General features: G+C 72.0%; 13 protein-coding genes and 1 rRNA gene. 11 read left to right on the top strand and 3 right to left on the bottom strand.

The annotated features are described in order from the left end of the window. Positions 1-7: 7 nt before the first annotated feature. The 7 genes from rrf to recN all read left to right on the top strand — a co-directional run bounded on the left by rrf (position 8) and on the right by recN (position 7,198). Positions 8-124, top strand: a 5S ribosomal RNA gene (gene rrf, locus ACYVLJ_RS22680). Between the two features lie 97 nt (positions 125-221). Beyond that, positions 222-2,387 carry a tetratricopeptide repeat protein gene (locus ACYVLJ_RS22685; protein WP_460440196.1) on the top strand — a complete coding sequence of 722 codons (2,166 nt, stop codon included), beginning with the start codon at positions 222-224 and terminating at the stop codon, positions 2,385-2,387. Then, entirely contained in the window at positions 2,380-3,351 is a 972-nt protein-coding gene (locus tag ACYVLJ_RS22690) for an HAD-IIA family hydrolase (RefSeq protein WP_460440197.1), read from the top strand. The genes ACYVLJ_RS22685 and ACYVLJ_RS22690 overlap by 8 nt, the downstream gene beginning before the upstream one ends. Before the next feature lie 17 nt (positions 3,352-3,368). Further along, positions 3,369-3,566: a hypothetical protein gene (locus tag ACYVLJ_RS22695; RefSeq protein WP_043774930.1), complete on the top strand. Its 198-nt coding sequence runs from the start codon at positions 3,369-3,371 to the stop codon at positions 3,564-3,566. A gap of 5 nt (positions 3,567-3,571) precedes the next feature. Beyond that, on the top strand, positions 3,572-4,399 hold the full coding sequence (locus tag ACYVLJ_RS22700; RefSeq protein ID WP_451987030.1) for a TlyA family RNA methyltransferase: 828 nt from the start codon (positions 3,572-3,574) through the stop codon (positions 4,397-4,399). After that, positions 4,396-5,322, top strand: a complete 927-nt coding sequence (locus ACYVLJ_RS22705) for an NAD kinase (protein ID WP_451987028.1) — start codon at positions 4,396-4,398, stop codon at positions 5,320-5,322. The genes ACYVLJ_RS22700 and ACYVLJ_RS22705 overlap by 4 nt, the downstream gene beginning before the upstream one ends. Before the next feature lie 91 nt (positions 5,323-5,413). Further along, the gene (recN, locus tag ACYVLJ_RS22710; RefSeq protein ID WP_451987026.1) at positions 5,414-7,198 is read left to right on the top strand and encodes a DNA repair protein RecN; all 1,785 of its coding nucleotides are present in this window, start codon (positions 5,414-5,416) and stop codon (positions 7,196-7,198) included. Positions 7,199-7,239: 41 nt separating this feature from the next. On the opposite strand, the gene ACYVLJ_RS22715 is transcribed toward recN, so the two are convergent. Both ACYVLJ_RS22715 and ACYVLJ_RS22720 read right to left on the bottom strand, forming a co-directional pair. After that, on the bottom strand, positions 7,240-7,854 hold the full coding sequence (locus ACYVLJ_RS22715; RefSeq protein ID WP_451987024.1) for a VOC family protein: 615 nt from the start codon (positions 7,852-7,854) through the stop codon (positions 7,240-7,242). Between the two features lie 331 nt (positions 7,855-8,185). Further along, positions 8,186-8,629, bottom strand: a complete 444-nt coding sequence (locus ACYVLJ_RS22720) for a MarR family winged helix-turn-helix transcriptional regulator (protein ID WP_460440198.1) — start codon at positions 8,627-8,629, stop codon at positions 8,186-8,188. A gap of 66 nt (positions 8,630-8,695) precedes the next feature. On the opposite strand from ACYVLJ_RS22720, the gene ACYVLJ_RS22725 reads away from it, so the two are divergent. The 4 genes from ACYVLJ_RS22725 to ACYVLJ_RS22740 all read left to right on the top strand — a co-directional run bounded on the left by ACYVLJ_RS22725 (position 8,696) and on the right by ACYVLJ_RS22740 (position 13,072). Further along, positions 8,696-9,682 (top strand): zinc-binding alcohol dehydrogenase family protein, encoded by a 987-nt coding sequence (locus tag ACYVLJ_RS22725; RefSeq protein ID WP_460440199.1) that lies wholly within the window; start codon positions 8,696-8,698, stop codon positions 9,680-9,682. After that, positions 9,682-10,854 (top strand): DUF1266 domain-containing protein, encoded by a 1,173-nt coding sequence (locus ACYVLJ_RS22730; RefSeq protein ID WP_451987042.1) that lies wholly within the window; start codon positions 9,682-9,684, stop codon positions 10,852-10,854. The genes ACYVLJ_RS22725 and ACYVLJ_RS22730 overlap by 1 nt, the downstream gene beginning before the upstream one ends. 86 nt (positions 10,855-10,940) lie before the next feature. Beyond that, positions 10,941-12,125, top strand: a complete 1,185-nt coding sequence (gene steA / locus ACYVLJ_RS22735) for a putative cytokinetic ring protein SteA (RefSeq protein WP_451987018.1) — start codon at positions 10,941-10,943, stop codon at positions 12,123-12,125. Beyond that, entirely contained in the window at positions 12,122-13,072 is a 951-nt protein-coding gene (locus tag ACYVLJ_RS22740; RefSeq protein ID WP_460440200.1) for a copper transporter, read from the top strand. The genes steA and ACYVLJ_RS22740 overlap by 4 nt, the downstream gene beginning before the upstream one ends. Before the next feature lie 8 nt (positions 13,073-13,080). On the opposite strand, the gene ACYVLJ_RS22745 is transcribed toward ACYVLJ_RS22740, so the two are convergent. Continuing rightward, on the bottom strand, positions 13,081-14,784 hold the full coding sequence (locus ACYVLJ_RS22745) for a glycosyl hydrolase family 18 protein (protein ID WP_460440201.1): 1,704 nt from the start codon (positions 14,782-14,784) through the stop codon (positions 13,081-13,083). Between the last annotated feature and the right edge of the window lie 165 nt (positions 14,785-14,949).

Genomic DNA, 14,949 nt, shown 5'->3' on the forward strand with positions numbered 1-14,949 from the left:
GGAGTGTTTCGGTGGTTATAGCGTCAGGGAAACGCCCGGTCCCATTCCGAACCCGGAAGCTAAGCCTGACAGCGCCGATGGTACTGCAACCGAAGGGTTGTGGGAGAGTAGGACACCGCCGAACTTAACTTTCGTACGGCCCGTTAGGATAGCCAGTTGGCTGCCCTAGCGGGCCGTACGCGTATGTCCAGGACAAGATTTTTTGCATGGCAGGAGGCCAGGTGTCCGAGTTCGGTCGACGAGACTCAGCGGATGAGGGGTCCGGCCGACCGGCACGGCGGGACGAAGGTTCTCGCGGTCGGTCGGACGCACCCCGGGGAGACCGGCGCGGTGCGCGGCAGGACCGCGGCGGCCGCGACAGTGGTTACCAGGGCCGGCCGCGCCGCGACGACCGCGGAGTCCGCGGCGGCGGCAAGCCGTTCCGCGGCGGCGACGGTCCCCGCGACCAGCGCGGAGGAAACGCAGGTCAGGGCCGTGACAGCGGCCGCGGCTTCGGTGACCGCGACGACCGTCGCGGCGGCTACCGCGACTCGGGCGACCGGCCTGGTGGTGGCCGGTACTCCGGCGGCCCCGGCCGTTCGGGCGGGCGGTCCGACGACCGGGCCGACAACCGCGGCCGGTACGAGGACCGCGGCGGCGACCGGAGTTCGGGCCGCGGTTCCGACGACCGTGGCGGCCGGCCGGGTGGCGGCCGCCCCCAGGGCAAGGCCTCGTACGGCGACCGGAAGCCGCGCTGGGAAGACCGCGGCGGTGCCCGTTCGGGTGGTTTCCGCTCCGACGACCGAGGCCGCGGCGGCTCAGATCGCCGCGACGACCGGCGCTCCGGTGGTTACCGTTCGGACGACCGCGGCGATTCGCGGGGCTACCAGCGGCGCGACGACGACCGCAGCGGCGTCCGGCGCGACGATTCGCGGGGTTACCAGCGGCGCGATGACGACCGCAGTGGCAAGCCGGGCGGGTTTCGTTCGGAGGACCGCAGTGGCGATTCGCGCGGTTACCGGCGGCGCGATGACGACCGTGGTGGCAAGCCGGGTGGCTTCCGCTCGGACGACCGGGGTAGCGACCGGCGCGATGACTCGCGGGGCTACCAGCGGCGCGACGACCGCGGTGGCAAGCCGGGCGGGTACCGCTCGGACGACCGCGGGGGTAACTCGCGCGGCTACCAGCGCCGAGACGACGACCGCAGTGGTGGGCGGCGCGACGATTCGCGCGGTTACCAGCGGCGGGACGACGACCGCGGCGGCAAGCCCGGTGGCTTCCGGTCCGACGACCGCGGTCGCGGCGGGAACGACGACTCGCGAGGCGATCGCGGCGCTCGCACCGGCGGCGGCTACCGCGACTCGGCCAAGCGCGACGACCGCTCTGGCGGCTACAGCGACTCTGGCAAGCGCGGCGGCTACCGGGATTCGGCGAAGTCGGATGACTCGCGGGGCTACACAGACAGGCGCGACGACCGTGCCGGCAGCTACTCAGCGAAGTCGGATGACTCGCGGGGCTACGCAGGCAAGCGTGACGAGCGGGCTGGCGGCTACTCGGCGAAGTCGGACGACTCGCGAGGCGATCGCGGCACCCGGGCCGGCGGCTACCGCGACTCCGGAAAGCGGCCCGAGCGGCGCGACGACCGGCCTCGGCGGGACGCGCGGCCCAAGGTCTCGGCTCCGCTCGACGACGAGGCCCTCGCCAAGGAGCTCCTCGAGGCGCCCGAGCTGCCCGAAGACGTCGAGTTCTCCGATCTCGACGAGGAAGCCCGCCGTGAGCTGAGGACCCTGCCGAAGGGCCTGGCCGAGACCGTCGGGAAGCATCTCGTCGCCGCCGGGGGGTTGATCGACAGTGATCCCGAGGCCGCTCTCGAGCACGCCAAGTACGCCAAGGCCAAGGCTTCTCGCGTGCCCATCGTGCGTGAGGCGCTGGGGCTCGTCGCCTATCACGTCGGCAACTGGGCGGAGGCCCTCTCGGAACTGCGGGCCGTCCGGCGGATGACGCGCAGTGATGAGCACGTTGCCATCATCGCCGACTCCGAACGCGCTCTCGGGCGGCCCGAGCGGGCCCTTGACCTGGCGAAAGAAGCCGACAAGGCGAGTCTGAGCAAGGCCACCCAGGTCGAGCTCGCGATCGTCGCCGCCGGGGCGCGGCGGGATCTCGGGCAGCTCGACGCCGCCGTCGTCTCGCTGCAGGGGGACGACCTCAAGGCCGAGAAGCGCGACCCGTGGAGCGCGCGCCTCTTCTACGCCTACGCCGACAACCTCGTCGCGGCCGGGCGGGAAGAAGAAGCCATCCGGTGGTTCCTCAACGCCGCCGAGGCCGACGCGGAAGACGAGACTGACGCCGCCGAGCGGGCCGCGGAGCTGACCAACGAGCCGAAGGGCGCCGAAGAAACCGATGAGTGACGCGCTGCTCGCGGCCTACGACGCGGTCCTGTTCGACCTCGACGGCACCGTCTACCACGGCACCCGGGTGATCCCGGGTGCCCCGGAGACGGTGCGGGCCGCGCGCGAGCACGGCACCCCCGTCCGGTTCGTCACGAACAACGCGTCCAAGGCGCCTGCCGAGGTCGTCGACCACCTCACCGGGCTCGGCATGCCCGCCGAGGCCGATGAGGTGCACACCAGCGCCCAGGCGGGCGTGCAGCTGCTGAAGGAGCGGCTCGACGCCGGCGTCGAGGTGCTCGTCGTCGGCACCGAGTCGCTCGCCGAAGAGGTCGCGCAGGCCGGGCTGACGCCGGTGCGGGAGAACGCCGAGAGCGTCCAGGCCGTCGTCCAGGGCCACTCGCCCGACAACACCTGGGCCGCGCTCGCCGAGGCCTGCCTGGCCATCCGGGCGGGCGCGCTCTGGGTGGCCTGCAACGTCGATGCGACGCTGCCCAGCGAGCGGGGCCTGCTGCCCGGCAACGGCTCGATGGTCGCCGCGCTGCGCACGGCCACCGACGTCGTCCCGCTGGTCGCCGGGAAGCCGGAGCCGCTGCTGTTCGAGACCGCCGCGCGGTCCGCGGGCGCGGACAAACCCCTGGTCGTCGGCGACCGGCTGGACACCGACATCGCCGGCGCGGTCGCCGCGGGCATCGACTCGCTCGTCGTCCTCTCGGGCGTCGCGACGCCGAAGCAGCTGATCGAGGCCACCCCGGCCGAGCGCGGCACCTACCTCGCCCAGGACCTCACCGCGCTCACCAGCCCGGCCGAGGACCTGAAGATCGGGCCGCGCCCGGGCTGGACCGTCACCGTGCGCGACGACGCCCTGGTCGCGGCGGGCGACGGCGACGACCTCGACCTGCTCCGCGCGCTGTGCCACGCGGCCTGGGAGTCCGGGATCACCAAGGTCGAGGGCGACGCCGTGACACGGCTCGGCCTGGCCTGACTGATACCGTTTGTGACGTGCAGGATCACCCGTACCCCGTGCCGGGCCCGCCGCCCGGTTCGTTCTCCCAGCAGACCGACCCGCGGGCCGGCATCGACGAAGCCGTCGCCGGCCTGGACGACCTCGACGCGCTGCCGCTCGCGGAGCACGTCGAGCGCTTCGACGCCGTGCACACGGAGCTGACGGTCGCCCTCTCCAGCATCGACAAGGTCTGACCACGGTGCCCAAGCGGGCGCGCCTCGACGCGGAACTGGTCCGGCGCGGCCTTGCGCGGTCGCGCGAACAGGCTTCGGCCCTGATCACCGAAGGCAAGGTCACCGTGCGTGGCATGGTGGCCGGCAAGCCCGCCACCGGCGTCGAGTCCGACGCGCCCATCGTCGTCCGGGACGAGGACGACCCCGGCTGGGCCTCGCGCGGCGCGCACAAGCTGCTCGGCGCGCTGGAGGCGTTCACGGACCTGAGCGTCGAGGGCAAGCGCTGCCTCGACGCCGGCGCGTCGACCGGGGGCTTCACCGATGTCCTCCTGCGCAACGGCGCCGCGACCGTGATCGCCGCCGATGTGGGGCGCGGCCTGCTCGACTGGCGCATCCGCACCGACGAGCGGGTCGTGGTCATGGACCGCACCAACGTCCGGAACCTCACGCCCGAAGACCTCGGCGGCCAGGTCGACGTCGTCGTCGGCGACCTGAGCTTCATCTCGCTCAAGCTCGTGCTGCCCGCGCTCGCCGCCTGCGCGCGCGAAGGCGCCGACCTGGTGCCGATGGTGAAACCCCAGTTCGAGGTGGGCAAGGACCGGCTGGGCAGCGGCGGCGTGGTCCGCGACCCGGAGCTGCGCGCCGAATCCGTGCTGACCGTCATCGACGAGGCCGCGAAGCTCGGGCTCGCGCTGCGCGGCGTCACCGCCAGCCCGCTGCCCGGGCCGTCCGGGAACGTCGAGTACTTCGTGTGGCTGAGGAAAGATCACGTGGCCGAGTCCACTGTGGACGCGGTAGACAGGTCTGAGGCCGAGCGGCTCGTCCGCACCGCCGTCGAGGAAGGGCCCGCATGACCACCGAACGTGAAGTGCTCCTCATGGTGCACCCCGATCGCGACGCGACGGGCGAAGCCGCGCGCGAGGTTTCGGCGCGCTTCGCCAAGGCCGGCATCCGGATCCGGGTGATCGAGGACGACGTCTGCGCGCTCATCAACCCGGACGAACACGGCGTCGGCGCGCGGTGCACGGTCGTGGACCCGGACGACAACCCCGCCGCGGGCGTCGAGCTGGTGTTCGTGCTCGGCGGCGACGGCACGCTGCTGCGCGCGGCCGAGCTGGCCCGCCCGGCCGGGGTGCCGGTGCTCGGGGTGAACCTCGGCCGCGTCGGTTTCCTCGCCGAGGCCGACTCGGACGCGCTGGCCGACACCGTGCAGCGCGTCGTCGACGGCGACTACCAGGTCGAAGAGCGGATGACGATCGACGTCACGGTCACCGACGGCGGCACCGAGCTGGCCCGCACGTGGGCGCTCAACGAGGCCAGCGTCGAGAAGAGCACCCGCGAACGGGTCCTCGACGCGCTGATCGAGGTCGACGGCCGGCCGGTCTCGGCCTTCGGCTGCGACGGTGTGCTCTGCGCCACACCGACCGGTTCGACGGCGTACGCGTTCTCGGCCGGCGGCCCGATCATCTGGCCCGACGTCCAGGCCCTGCTGGTCGTGCCGAGCAACGCGCACGCGATGTTCGCGCGGCCGCTGGTCGTCTCGCGGGACTCGGTGATCACCGTCGGCATCGACCCGGACGGCTCGCCCGCGGTCCTGACCTGCGACGGGACCCGCCACCTGGACCTGCCGCCGGGCGCGCGCGTGCGCGTGACCTGCGGCAAGACGCCGGTGCGGCTGGTCCGCCTGTGGGACGGCCCGTTCACCGACCGCCTGGTGCAGAAGTTCTCGCTGCCGGTGAAGAGCTGGCGCGAGCGCCACGCGCGTCCCTGCGAGTGACCCACCGCTCGGCGATTCTTTCGAACATATCGGCGACTCGCCGGGTGCCCGCGCGCGCAGAGTGTCGGTGGGGGCCGCTACCGTAGGCGGCGTGCTGGCCGAGATGCGCATCCAGGGCCTCGGAGTCATCGAGGACGCCCTGCTGGAACTGCACGCGGGCTTCACCGTCGTCACCGGTGAGACGGGTGCCGGGAAGACCATGGTCGTCACCGGGCTGCACCTGCTCTCCGGGGGCCGGGCCGAGGTGTCCAAGGTCCGGACGGGGATGCTCAAGGCGTTCGTGGAAGGAAGGTTCACCTATTCGGGCGTCGAAGGCGCCGAACGGCTGGTCACCGAGTCCGGCGCCGACGTCGACGAGGACGGCAGCGTCATCGCGCTGCGCACCGTCGCCGTCGACGGGCGGTCGCGCGCCCACCTGGGCGGCCGGTCGGTGCCGGTCGGCGTGCTGTCGGAGCTGTCCGAGCAGCTGATCGCGGTGCACGGGCAGAACGACCAGCTGCGGCTGCTGCGCCCGAGCGAGCAGCGCGAGGTGATCGACCGGTTCGCCGGCGACGCGGTGGGGAAGCCGCTGAGCGCGTACCGGGAGGTCCGGGCCGAGTGGCTGGCGGTGATCGCCGAGCTGACCGAGCGGTCGACGCGCTCGCGGGAGATGGCCCAGCAGGCCGACCTGCTCAAGCACGGGCTCACCGAGATCGACGCCGTCGCGCCGGAGCCGGGCGAGGACGTCGAGCTCACCGAACAGATCAAGCGGCTCGCGGCGGCCGACGAGCTGCGTGCGGCCGCGACCGAGGCGCACGTCGCGCTGTCGGGCTCGCCGGACGGCGACCCGGACGCCCCGGGCGCGCTGGGCCTGGTCGGCGAGGCACTGCGGCGGCTTTCGACGTCCGAAGACTCCGTCCTGCGCGAGCTCGCGCCGCGGCTGGAGGAGGCGTCGGTGCTGCTGACCGACGTCGGGGCCGAGCTCGGCTCGTACGTCGAAACGCTGGACGCCGACCCGGCGCTGCTGGAGAAGGTGCTGGCGCGCCAGGGCGACCTGAAGCGGCTGACCCGCAAGTACGCGGCGGACGTCGACGGCGTGCTGGCCTGGGCCGACGACGCCCGGCGCCGCCTCGAATCGATGGACACCTCCGAAGAGGCGCTCGCCGAGCTGGCGCTGCGGCGCGACCAGCTCGCCCTGCAGCTGGCCACGCACGCCGCCGAGGTGTCGGGTGCGCGGGAGAAGGCGGCGGCCGAGCTGGCCGCGGAGATCACGCGCGAGCTGTCCGGGCTGGCGATGGGCCAGGCCGCGATCGAGGTGACGGTCGAGCAGCGCCCGGCCGAGCACGGCGACACGCACGCGCTGACGATCGACGGGCGCGCGGTGCACGCGGGCTCGGACGGCGTCGACGACGTCGAGCTGCTCTTGCGCGCGCACGACGGCGCACCGCCGCTGCCGGTGCACAAGGCCGCGTCGGGCGGTGAGCTGTCGCGGGTGATGCTGGCGATCGAGGTGGTGCTCGCGCACGCGGACACGGTCCAGACGCTGGTGTTCGACGAGGTCGACGCGGGCGTCGGCGGGCGCGCGGCGGTCGAGATCGGCCGCCGGCTGGCCCGGCTGGCGCGGACGCACCAGGTCCTGGTCGTGACGCACCTGCCGCAGGTGGCGGCGTTCGCCGACCAGCACCTCGTGGTGGACAAGGGCCACACCGGCGGGGTGACGCGCAGCGGGATCAAGAACCTGGGCCAGTCCGAGCGCGTCAACGAGCTCGCCCGGATGCTCGCGGGCATGGACGACACCGAAACCGGCCGGGCGCACGCCGAGGAACTCCTGGCGACGGCGGAGAAAGCCAAAGCCGAGCCGGAGCCGAAGCGGAAGAAGGCGGCGAAGAAGAAGTAGGGCGGGGGTGGGGCACGCGGGCGGGCCCCACCCGGGCCGGCTCAGCAGGCGTCCGGGTCCTCGACGCCCGGCGGCGGCGTGAACAGCTCCTCGAAGGTCTGGTCGACGAGCTCCAGCACGTTACCGAACGGGTCCTCACAGAAGCAGAACCACGAAGCCGGGCCGACCTGGTGGATCCGGCTGCGCTGACGGCCGCCGAACAGCGTGATGCGCTTGGCCGTCTCGGCGACGTCGAGCACCGTGAAGCAGATGTGGAAGATGCCGGTGCGCCAGTAGTCGAAGTTCTCGGTCCGGCGTTCGGCCACCGGCCCGGTGAACTGGAACAGCTCGAGCCCGGCGCCGCCCGGCATCACCATGTGCGCGAGCCGGGCGCTCTGCCAGCCTTCGCCGTAGATGTCGGACGCGGGCCCGCCGCCGGGCGCGTCGCTGCTGATGGCGAACGGGCCGAGCAGCAGCTTGAGCCCGAAGATCTGCTCGTACCACGCGATCGCGCGCTCGAGGTCGGTCACCGACAGCGCGGCGTGGTTGAACCCGGTCCGGACCGCGGGCCGCGGCAGCCGCTCGAGGGCGGCGAGCCGCGGCGCCGGGATTTCGGGCAGGGTGGGCGCGACCGGAGCCGCGCCGGCGCCGATGACGCCGACATCGCTGGACTGCATGGGCAAACTCCCGGGTGGCATGGGAAACGCTCGGTGGCGCAATGCGATCGCCCCCACGGGATGCATTGCACAGCCGTCGGCTGTGCGACAAGTATCAGTGGCCCGCGCCGGAAAACTTCCTGAGAATTGTGACAGCGTTCCGGAACGGATCAAGGACCTACAGTGACCACTCCGACACGCGGCCGCGACCTCGGCTTTTGCCTGATGGGAGGGCTGTTCGTCACTTTCGAACAGGAATTCGCCGCGGTGCCGGGCAACAATGGCGGCCAAATTGGTAAATGGTTGGTAAAATCGGCGGCGGTATTCCAGCCGAAAATGATCGAATACCCGCTCAGTTCTCCAGTCCGCCGGCGATCCGGCGGAAGACCGCGGCCAGTGTCCGCGCCTCGTCCCGGCTCACCTCGTCGGCGAAGTACCGCTCCACGCCTCGAACGTGGGTGGGCCACGCCGCCTCCAGGGCCGCGAGGCCCGCCGGGGTGAGCACCACGAGGGTGGCGCGGCGGTTGCCCGGGTCGACCTCGCGCCGCGCGAACCCGGCGCGCTCGAGGCCGTCGACCAGGCGGGTCAGCCCGCTCGCGCTGTGCACCAGGGCGTCGGCCAGGTCCTTCATGTGCAGCCGCCGCCGCGGCGCCTCCGAAAGCTGGACGAGCGCGTCGTAGGTCCGGTGCGTCATCCCGTGCTCGGCGCGCAGGTCCGCGTCCAGCACCCGCAGGAGCAGCGCGGACGACCGCAGGAAGCCGCGCCAGGCGGCGTCGTGGTCTCGGGACAGGCTCACGCCGGGAATAGTACTCGCGCGGACAGTTGTTGTGCGGACTGTTCGCTTGCGAAGAAAGGACCCAGGATGCGCGCGGTGGTACTCCGGGAACCCGGTCCCGTCGAAAACCTCGAACTCGCGGAACTCCCGCTGCCCGAGGTGAAACCCGGCTGGGTGCGGATCGCCGTGAAGGCGTTCGGGCTCAACCGGTCCGAGCTGCACACGCGGCTGGGCCTCGCCGACGGCGTCACGTTCCCGCGGGTGCCCGGGATCGAGGCCGTCGGGGTCGTCGACGCCGGTGCCGGGTTCGCCCGCGGGCAGCAGGTCGCGACCATGATGGGCGGGATGGGCCGCACCTTCGACGGCGGCTACGCCGAATACACCGTCGTGCCGGAGAGCCAGGTCATCCCGTTCCGCTCCGGCCTGCCGTGGGAAGTGCTCGGCCAGGTCCCGGAAACCCTGCAGACCGCGTACGGCTCCCTCACCACCGGGCTGGACCTGCGGGCCGGCCAGACGCTGCTGATCCGCGGCGGCACGTCCGCGCTCGGTTTCGCCACCGCGGCACTGGCGAAAGACCTCGGCGCCACCGTCTTCGCGACCACCCGGCAGCCGGAACGCCTCGAGACCCTGCGCGAACACGGCGTCGACCACCCGCTGCTGGACGACGGCGACCTCGCGGGCCAGGTCCGGAAGATCGTGCCCGAAGGGGTCGACGCCGCCCTCGAACTGGTCGGGACGCCGACCCTGCCGGACACCCTGAAAGCCACTCGCGTGCACGGAACCGTCTGCTTCACCGGCATGTTGTCCAACCAGTGGACGATCTCGAACTTCTATCCGATCGGATACCTTCCCGCCGGGGTGCGCCTGACCGCTTATGGTGGTGAGGCGGACGACCTGCCCGCCTCCGTCCTCCAGCGGTACCTCGATCGCATCGCCACCGGCGAAGCGAGCCTCGGCCCGGCCAAGGTGTACGCGATGACGGAGATCCGGCAGGCGCACGACGACCTGGAGCACAATCGGACGGCGGGCAAGCTCGTCGTGCTGACCGGCCGAGTGGAGGGAGCCGCCCCGTGATGCTGCCACCCCCCGCCGACGTCGAGGCCCAGCTGGCCGCGGCCCGCCGCGACGGCGACCTCGACCGCTACCTCGGCCTGCTCGCCGGGGAAGAGCTCTTCGTCCCGATCCGGCGGGTGGACGCCCACAGCATCCTCGACGAGCGCGCGGAGACCTTCCCGAACGTCTACTTCGAGACGGGCGGGGACGAGTTCCTCCAGGTCTTCACCCGTGGCGCGCTGCCGGACCTCGGCCCGGACGTCGTGGCGATGAGCGGCGCGCTGGACTGGGCGGTCGACGGCGTCGGGCGCCACGAGCGGGTCGTGTTCAACCGCGGCACCCGCGGCGAGTGGCGGCTGCCCGGCGCGACGCTGCAGCCGTGGCTCGACGCGCACCACGACGACGTGACACCGCTGGAAGAGCAGGTCGAACGGCTGATCACCGCGCCGTACGGGCACCTCGAGGGGCCGATCGCGCACGCGCTCGCGTGCGGCGCGCACCTGGCGGTCCTCAACGCGGCGCCGTGGAACGTCCTCGACGCGCGCCGCCACGACTACGTCGCCGAGGTGCGGGGCCTGCGGGACTGGTGGGGTGTGCCCGACCCGCCGGCCTGGCGCGCCACCATGGCCGACCTGATCGGCGAGGGCTACGCGCTGACGCCGGGCAACCTCGTGCTCATGCTGCGCCTGCGGTTCGCCGCGGAGTACGGGGTGCGCAACGGCGAGTTCGACCCGCTGACCTGGGCGGAGCTGGTCGACCGGTGGTGCGCGGAGAACGACGCCGAGGAGCAGGCCGACGAGCTGCGGCACACCGTCCGCCGGGTGTCCCGGTACGAACAGCGGTTCCGCGCCGACGGCCTGGTCGACGCGGAAGGGTTCGTCACGACCGCGCTTTCGTGGGACGTCGGCCGCGCGGTGAACATCGCCCGCTGGGGCTTGGCGGCCGGTTACTGCGACGCGCTCACGGCCGAACTGATGGTGCTCGAAGCGGGCTCGCTGGCGCGTCGCTACCACCAGTCATGGGCCGACCTGTCGGCCGGCTACGTCATGGGGCGGGTCCTCCACGCCGAGGACGAAGAGTTCGGCGAGTGGTACCCGGCGGCCGTGCGGGTCCACCACCAGCTCCTTCAGGACCCGGCGAGCCCCTGGGTGAACCTCGATTTCGGGTCCCTTTCGGAGGAGTCGGAGGCCTGAGGAGAGGCGGGGCTCACCACAACGAGTCACACCCGCTACGGCGTGGCGTACCTCGTCCCACGAGCAAATTTGTCACCATCGGCCACATGAAGCTCACCGGCTTGCTCACGCGGAACCAAGAACCCCTCCCGGGGATCAGCGGCGTCGCCCGCGTGGATCGCCGCACCCGGGAGCTGCTGCGCCGGATCAGTCCCGGCGACATCGTCGTGCTCGACCAGCTGGACCTCGACCGCCAGACGGCCGACGCCCTGGTCGAGGCCGAGGTCGCGGGCGTGGTCAACGCGTCGCCGTCGATCTCCGGCCGGTTCCCGAACCTGGGGCCGGAAATCCTCATCGGGGCAGGCATCCCGCTCGTCGACTCGGTCGGCGGCGAGCTGCTGCGCACGATCAAGGACGGCACGAAGCTGCGGCTGCACGAGGGCCTGGTCTACGTCGGCGAGCGGCAGGTCGCCTCGGGCATCGAGCAGACCGCCGACAGCGTCGCGGACCAGATGATCGAGGCCAAGGCCGGGATGTCGACGCAGCTGGAGGCGTTCTCGGCGAACACCATCGAGTTCCTCCGCCGCGAGCGCACCCTGATCCTCGACGGCGTCGGCGTGCCCGACCTGAAGGTGGCGATCCGCGACCGGCACGTGCTGGTCGTCGCGGGCGGCAACGGCCACGCCGAGGACCTCAAGAAGCTCCGGAAGTACGTCGCCGAGCACCGGCCGGTGCTGATCGGGGTCGACGCCGGTGCCGACACCCTGCGCGTGCAGGGGTACAAGCCGGACGTCGTCGTCGGCGACCCCACCGGCATCGGCACCGCCACCCTGCGCGGCGGCGGCGAGGTCGTGGTGCCCGCCCAGCCGGACGGGCACGCCCCCGGCGTCGAGCGGATCCAGGACCTCGGGATCGGCGCGGTGACGTTCCCCGCGTCGGGCAACGCCGAAGACCTCGCGCTGCTGCTGGCCGACGCGCACGGCGCGAGCCTGGTCGTGACGGTCGGCTTCCAGGCCACGCTGCGCGAGTTCCTCGACCACGGCCGGTCCGGTTCGAACCCGTCGACGTTCCTGACCCGGCTCAAGCTCGGCACGAAGCTCGTCGACGGCAAGGCGGTGGCGACGCTGCACCGCAGCCGGGTGTCGATCGGCGCCGTCGTGCTGCTCGTGCTCGCCGCGGTCGTGGTCGTCGCCGCGGCCCTGCTGGTGTCCGACGTCGGCTCGGTCTACCTGGACTGGCTGCGGCACACCTGGAACTCGTTCGCCGGCTGGGTCAAGGGGCTCTTCACGTGATTTCGCTGCGGTACCACGTCGTTTCGATCGCTTCCTGCTTCCTCGCGCTGGCCGTCGGGGTCGTGCTCGGTTCGACCGCGCTCAACGGCAGCCTGCTGTCCGGCCTCGCGGGGGAGAAGAAGGACCTCGGCAGCCAGGTCTCCGACCTCGAGGCGCAGCGCAACGCGCTCAACGCCCGGCTGGCCGACGCGGACGCGTTCGCCGGGTCGATGGGGCCGAAGGTCGTCGCCGGCGCGCTGGACAAGCGGTCGGTGGTGCTGGTGACCACCGAAGACGCGCGCCCGTCCGACCGGGACGCGCTCAAGCAGCTCGTCGGCCAGTCCGGCGCTTCGGTGACCGGCGAGGTCCAGCTGACGGCCGCGTTCTCCGACCCGGAGAAGGCCGACCAGCTCCGCGACGTCGTCACGCGGCTGCAGCCGGCCGGGTCGAAGTTCCCGACCGCGGGCGACTCCGGCACGCTCGCCGGCGCGCTGCTCGGTTCGGTGCTGCTGCTGGACAAGACGACCGCGAAGCCGCAGTCCTCGGGAGAGGAGCTCGCGGCCGCGATCGGCGGGCTCACCGACGGCGGGTTCGTCAAGGCGGGCCAGGACGTCAAGCCGGCCCAGCTGGCGATCGTGCTCACCGGGTCCGCGGCGACCGGCGACGGCGCGGGCGACCGCGCGGCGACGGTCGCCCGGTTCGCCACGCAGCTCGACCGCAGCGGTGCGGGCACGGTGCTGGCCGGTGACGCGGGTTCCGCCGACGGCACCGGCGCACTGGGCGTCGTCCGCGCGGACACCTCGGCGACGTCGATCCTGTCCACTGTGGACAACGTGGACACGTCGGCCGGGCGGGTCAGCACGATCCTGGCGCTGAAGGAACAGCTCGACGGGGGCGCTGGACGGTACGGCATCGCCGGCAACGCCCAGGCCCCCGCGCCCGGGGTCGGTCACCCCGACGGGAACTGACGGTCAGCTCAGCTCGCGAGCCAGAGTGCCGGGACGTTCGGCGGTTCCCAGCCCACCAGTGAGGTGTGGGCTTGGCGGCACGTGTACGTGATGCCGTTGTAGGTCACCTTCGCCCCCACCGCGTACGCCGTGTTCGGTGCCCACGCGGGGATCGTCGGCGGCGTCGTGGGTGTGGTCGTCGGCGGCGTGGTGGTCGGCGGGGTGGTCGGGGTCGTCGGTGTGGTGGGGGTCGTGGGAGTGGTGGTGGTCGGCGGGGTCGTGGTCGGCGGGGCCGAGCAGTTCGGCGTCGACGCGGCCAGGCCGTTGACCACCGCGTGGAGCAGCGTCGAGCCCGGGTCCAGGTCGTAGAGCGAGAACATCATCGCGCCGCCGAGGCCCGTGCAGTGGATGTAGTCCGTGCGGGCCTTGATCGACTGCGCCGACGAGCCGCCGAAGAAGTTCGTCCCGTCGTAGAACCAGGCCGACTGCGTGACCGGGTCCCAGTACGTGTCGGACGGGTTGTCGACGATCCCGGACAGCTCCTTGTACATCGCGACGCCGGGGACGTTGCCGCTCAAGGGATGTCCGGCCGACGGACCCGAAGCGGACTGGTACAGGCCGTGGTTCGACCCGGCCGGCACGCCGGTCCAGCCCCGGTAGTAGAACGGGATGCCGAGCGTCAGCTTGCCCGCCGGGAAACCGCCCGCGATGCCGTACGCGCTGTTGCCGTGCAGGTAGTCCTTGACCACCGAATCGATCGTGTACTTCTCGGTGCCCGGCGGGATCGTGCCGGACGGGTCGGTCGGTGAGGAGTACAGCGGATCCTGGAAGTTCGTCGGCCCGGTCGCGTCCCACGCGCCGTGCATGTCGTAGGTCATCGCGTTGCCGAAGTCCAGGTACTGCCCGATCTTGTCGGTCTGGATCTTCGCGATCTTGTCCTGCCCGCCCGGCAACGCGGCCGAGAGCGCGTAGTGCTTGCCGCCCAACGCGTCCAGCTCGCTGCGGAACTCCGCCATCAGCGCGGTGTAGTTCGCCGTGTCGGCGGCGCTGTAGTGGTTCCCGACGTGCCCGGTGGGGGAACCCGGGTACTCCCAGTCGATGTCGATGCCGTCGAAGATGCCCGCCGCGGTGCCCGCGCCGCCGTAGCCGCCGGACGCGGGGATGTTGCCCTTGATGAACATGTCGAGGCACGAGCTGACGAACTTCTTGCGCGACGCGTCGGTCGCGGCCGCGTCGGAGAAGTACTTCGAGTACGTCCAGCCGCCGATGGAGAGCAGCACCTTGAGGTTCGGGTGCTTGGCCTTGAGCTCCTGCAGCTGGTGGAAGTTGCCGGCGATCGGCTGGTTCCAGGTGTCGGCGGTGCCGTCGACGCTGATGTCGGAGCCGAACGTCTTCTGGTAGTCGGCGAACTGGTCCTCGGCGCCGTCACCGGCGTTCGGATCGCTTTCGCCGCCCGGGTCCGGTGTCGTCGCCTTCGTGGCTTCGAAGCACGTCAGGTTGCCCGGGTCGATGTTCTCGAAGTCGTAGAGCAGGTAGTCGAGGTTGCCGGCGACGGCGTCGACGTTCTTCAGGTAGTAGGCGTTCTGGTAGATGCTCCACTGGTCGTAGTAGGCGATCCGGACCCCGCCGGAGGTGGCGGCGGCCGCACCCGGCGTCGCCGGGCCGGCGACGGTCAGGGCGCCGACGACGACCGCGGCCGCGGCGGCGGCGAGCACGGCGAATCTTCGCTGCATGGCGTCTCCTCGCGCAGGCGGACGGCCCTCTCCCGGGCCGCGACGGCGCGGGAGAGGGCGTACGCGACGGTTCTTCACGAAGCGGGTCCGGCCCCGGTGATGAATGTGCGCGCGTGGACACCGAGTGTCAATGCTTTGGACTAGACCAATCTGGGAAACGGTGCG

This window comes from Amycolatopsis stemonae (assembly GCF_054781455.1).

Coding starts and splice junctions, on each gene's coding strand:
- ACYVLJ_RS22745 (WP_460440201.1), bottom strand. CDS start 14,784: ATGCAGCGAAGATTCGCCGTGCTCGCCGCCGCCGCGGCCGCGGTCGTC.
- ACYVLJ_RS22730 (WP_451987042.1), top strand. CDS start 9,682: ATGCTGCCACCCCCCGCCGACGTCGAGGCCCAGCTGGCCGCGGCCCGC.
- ACYVLJ_RS22715 (WP_451987024.1), bottom strand. CDS start 7,854: ATGCAGTCCAGCGATGTCGGCGTCATCGGCGCCGGCGCGGCTCCGGTC.
- ACYVLJ_RS22705 (WP_451987028.1), top strand. CDS start 4,396: ATGACCACCGAACGTGAAGTGCTCCTCATGGTGCACCCCGATCGCGAC.
- ACYVLJ_RS22690 (WP_460440197.1), top strand. CDS start 2,380: ATGAGTGACGCGCTGCTCGCGGCCTACGACGCGGTCCTGTTCGACCTC.
- ACYVLJ_RS22725 (WP_460440199.1), top strand. CDS start 8,696: ATGCGCGCGGTGGTACTCCGGGAACCCGGTCCCGTCGAAAACCTCGAA.
- steA (WP_451987018.1), top strand. CDS start 10,941: ATGAAGCTCACCGGCTTGCTCACGCGGAACCAAGAACCCCTCCCGGGG.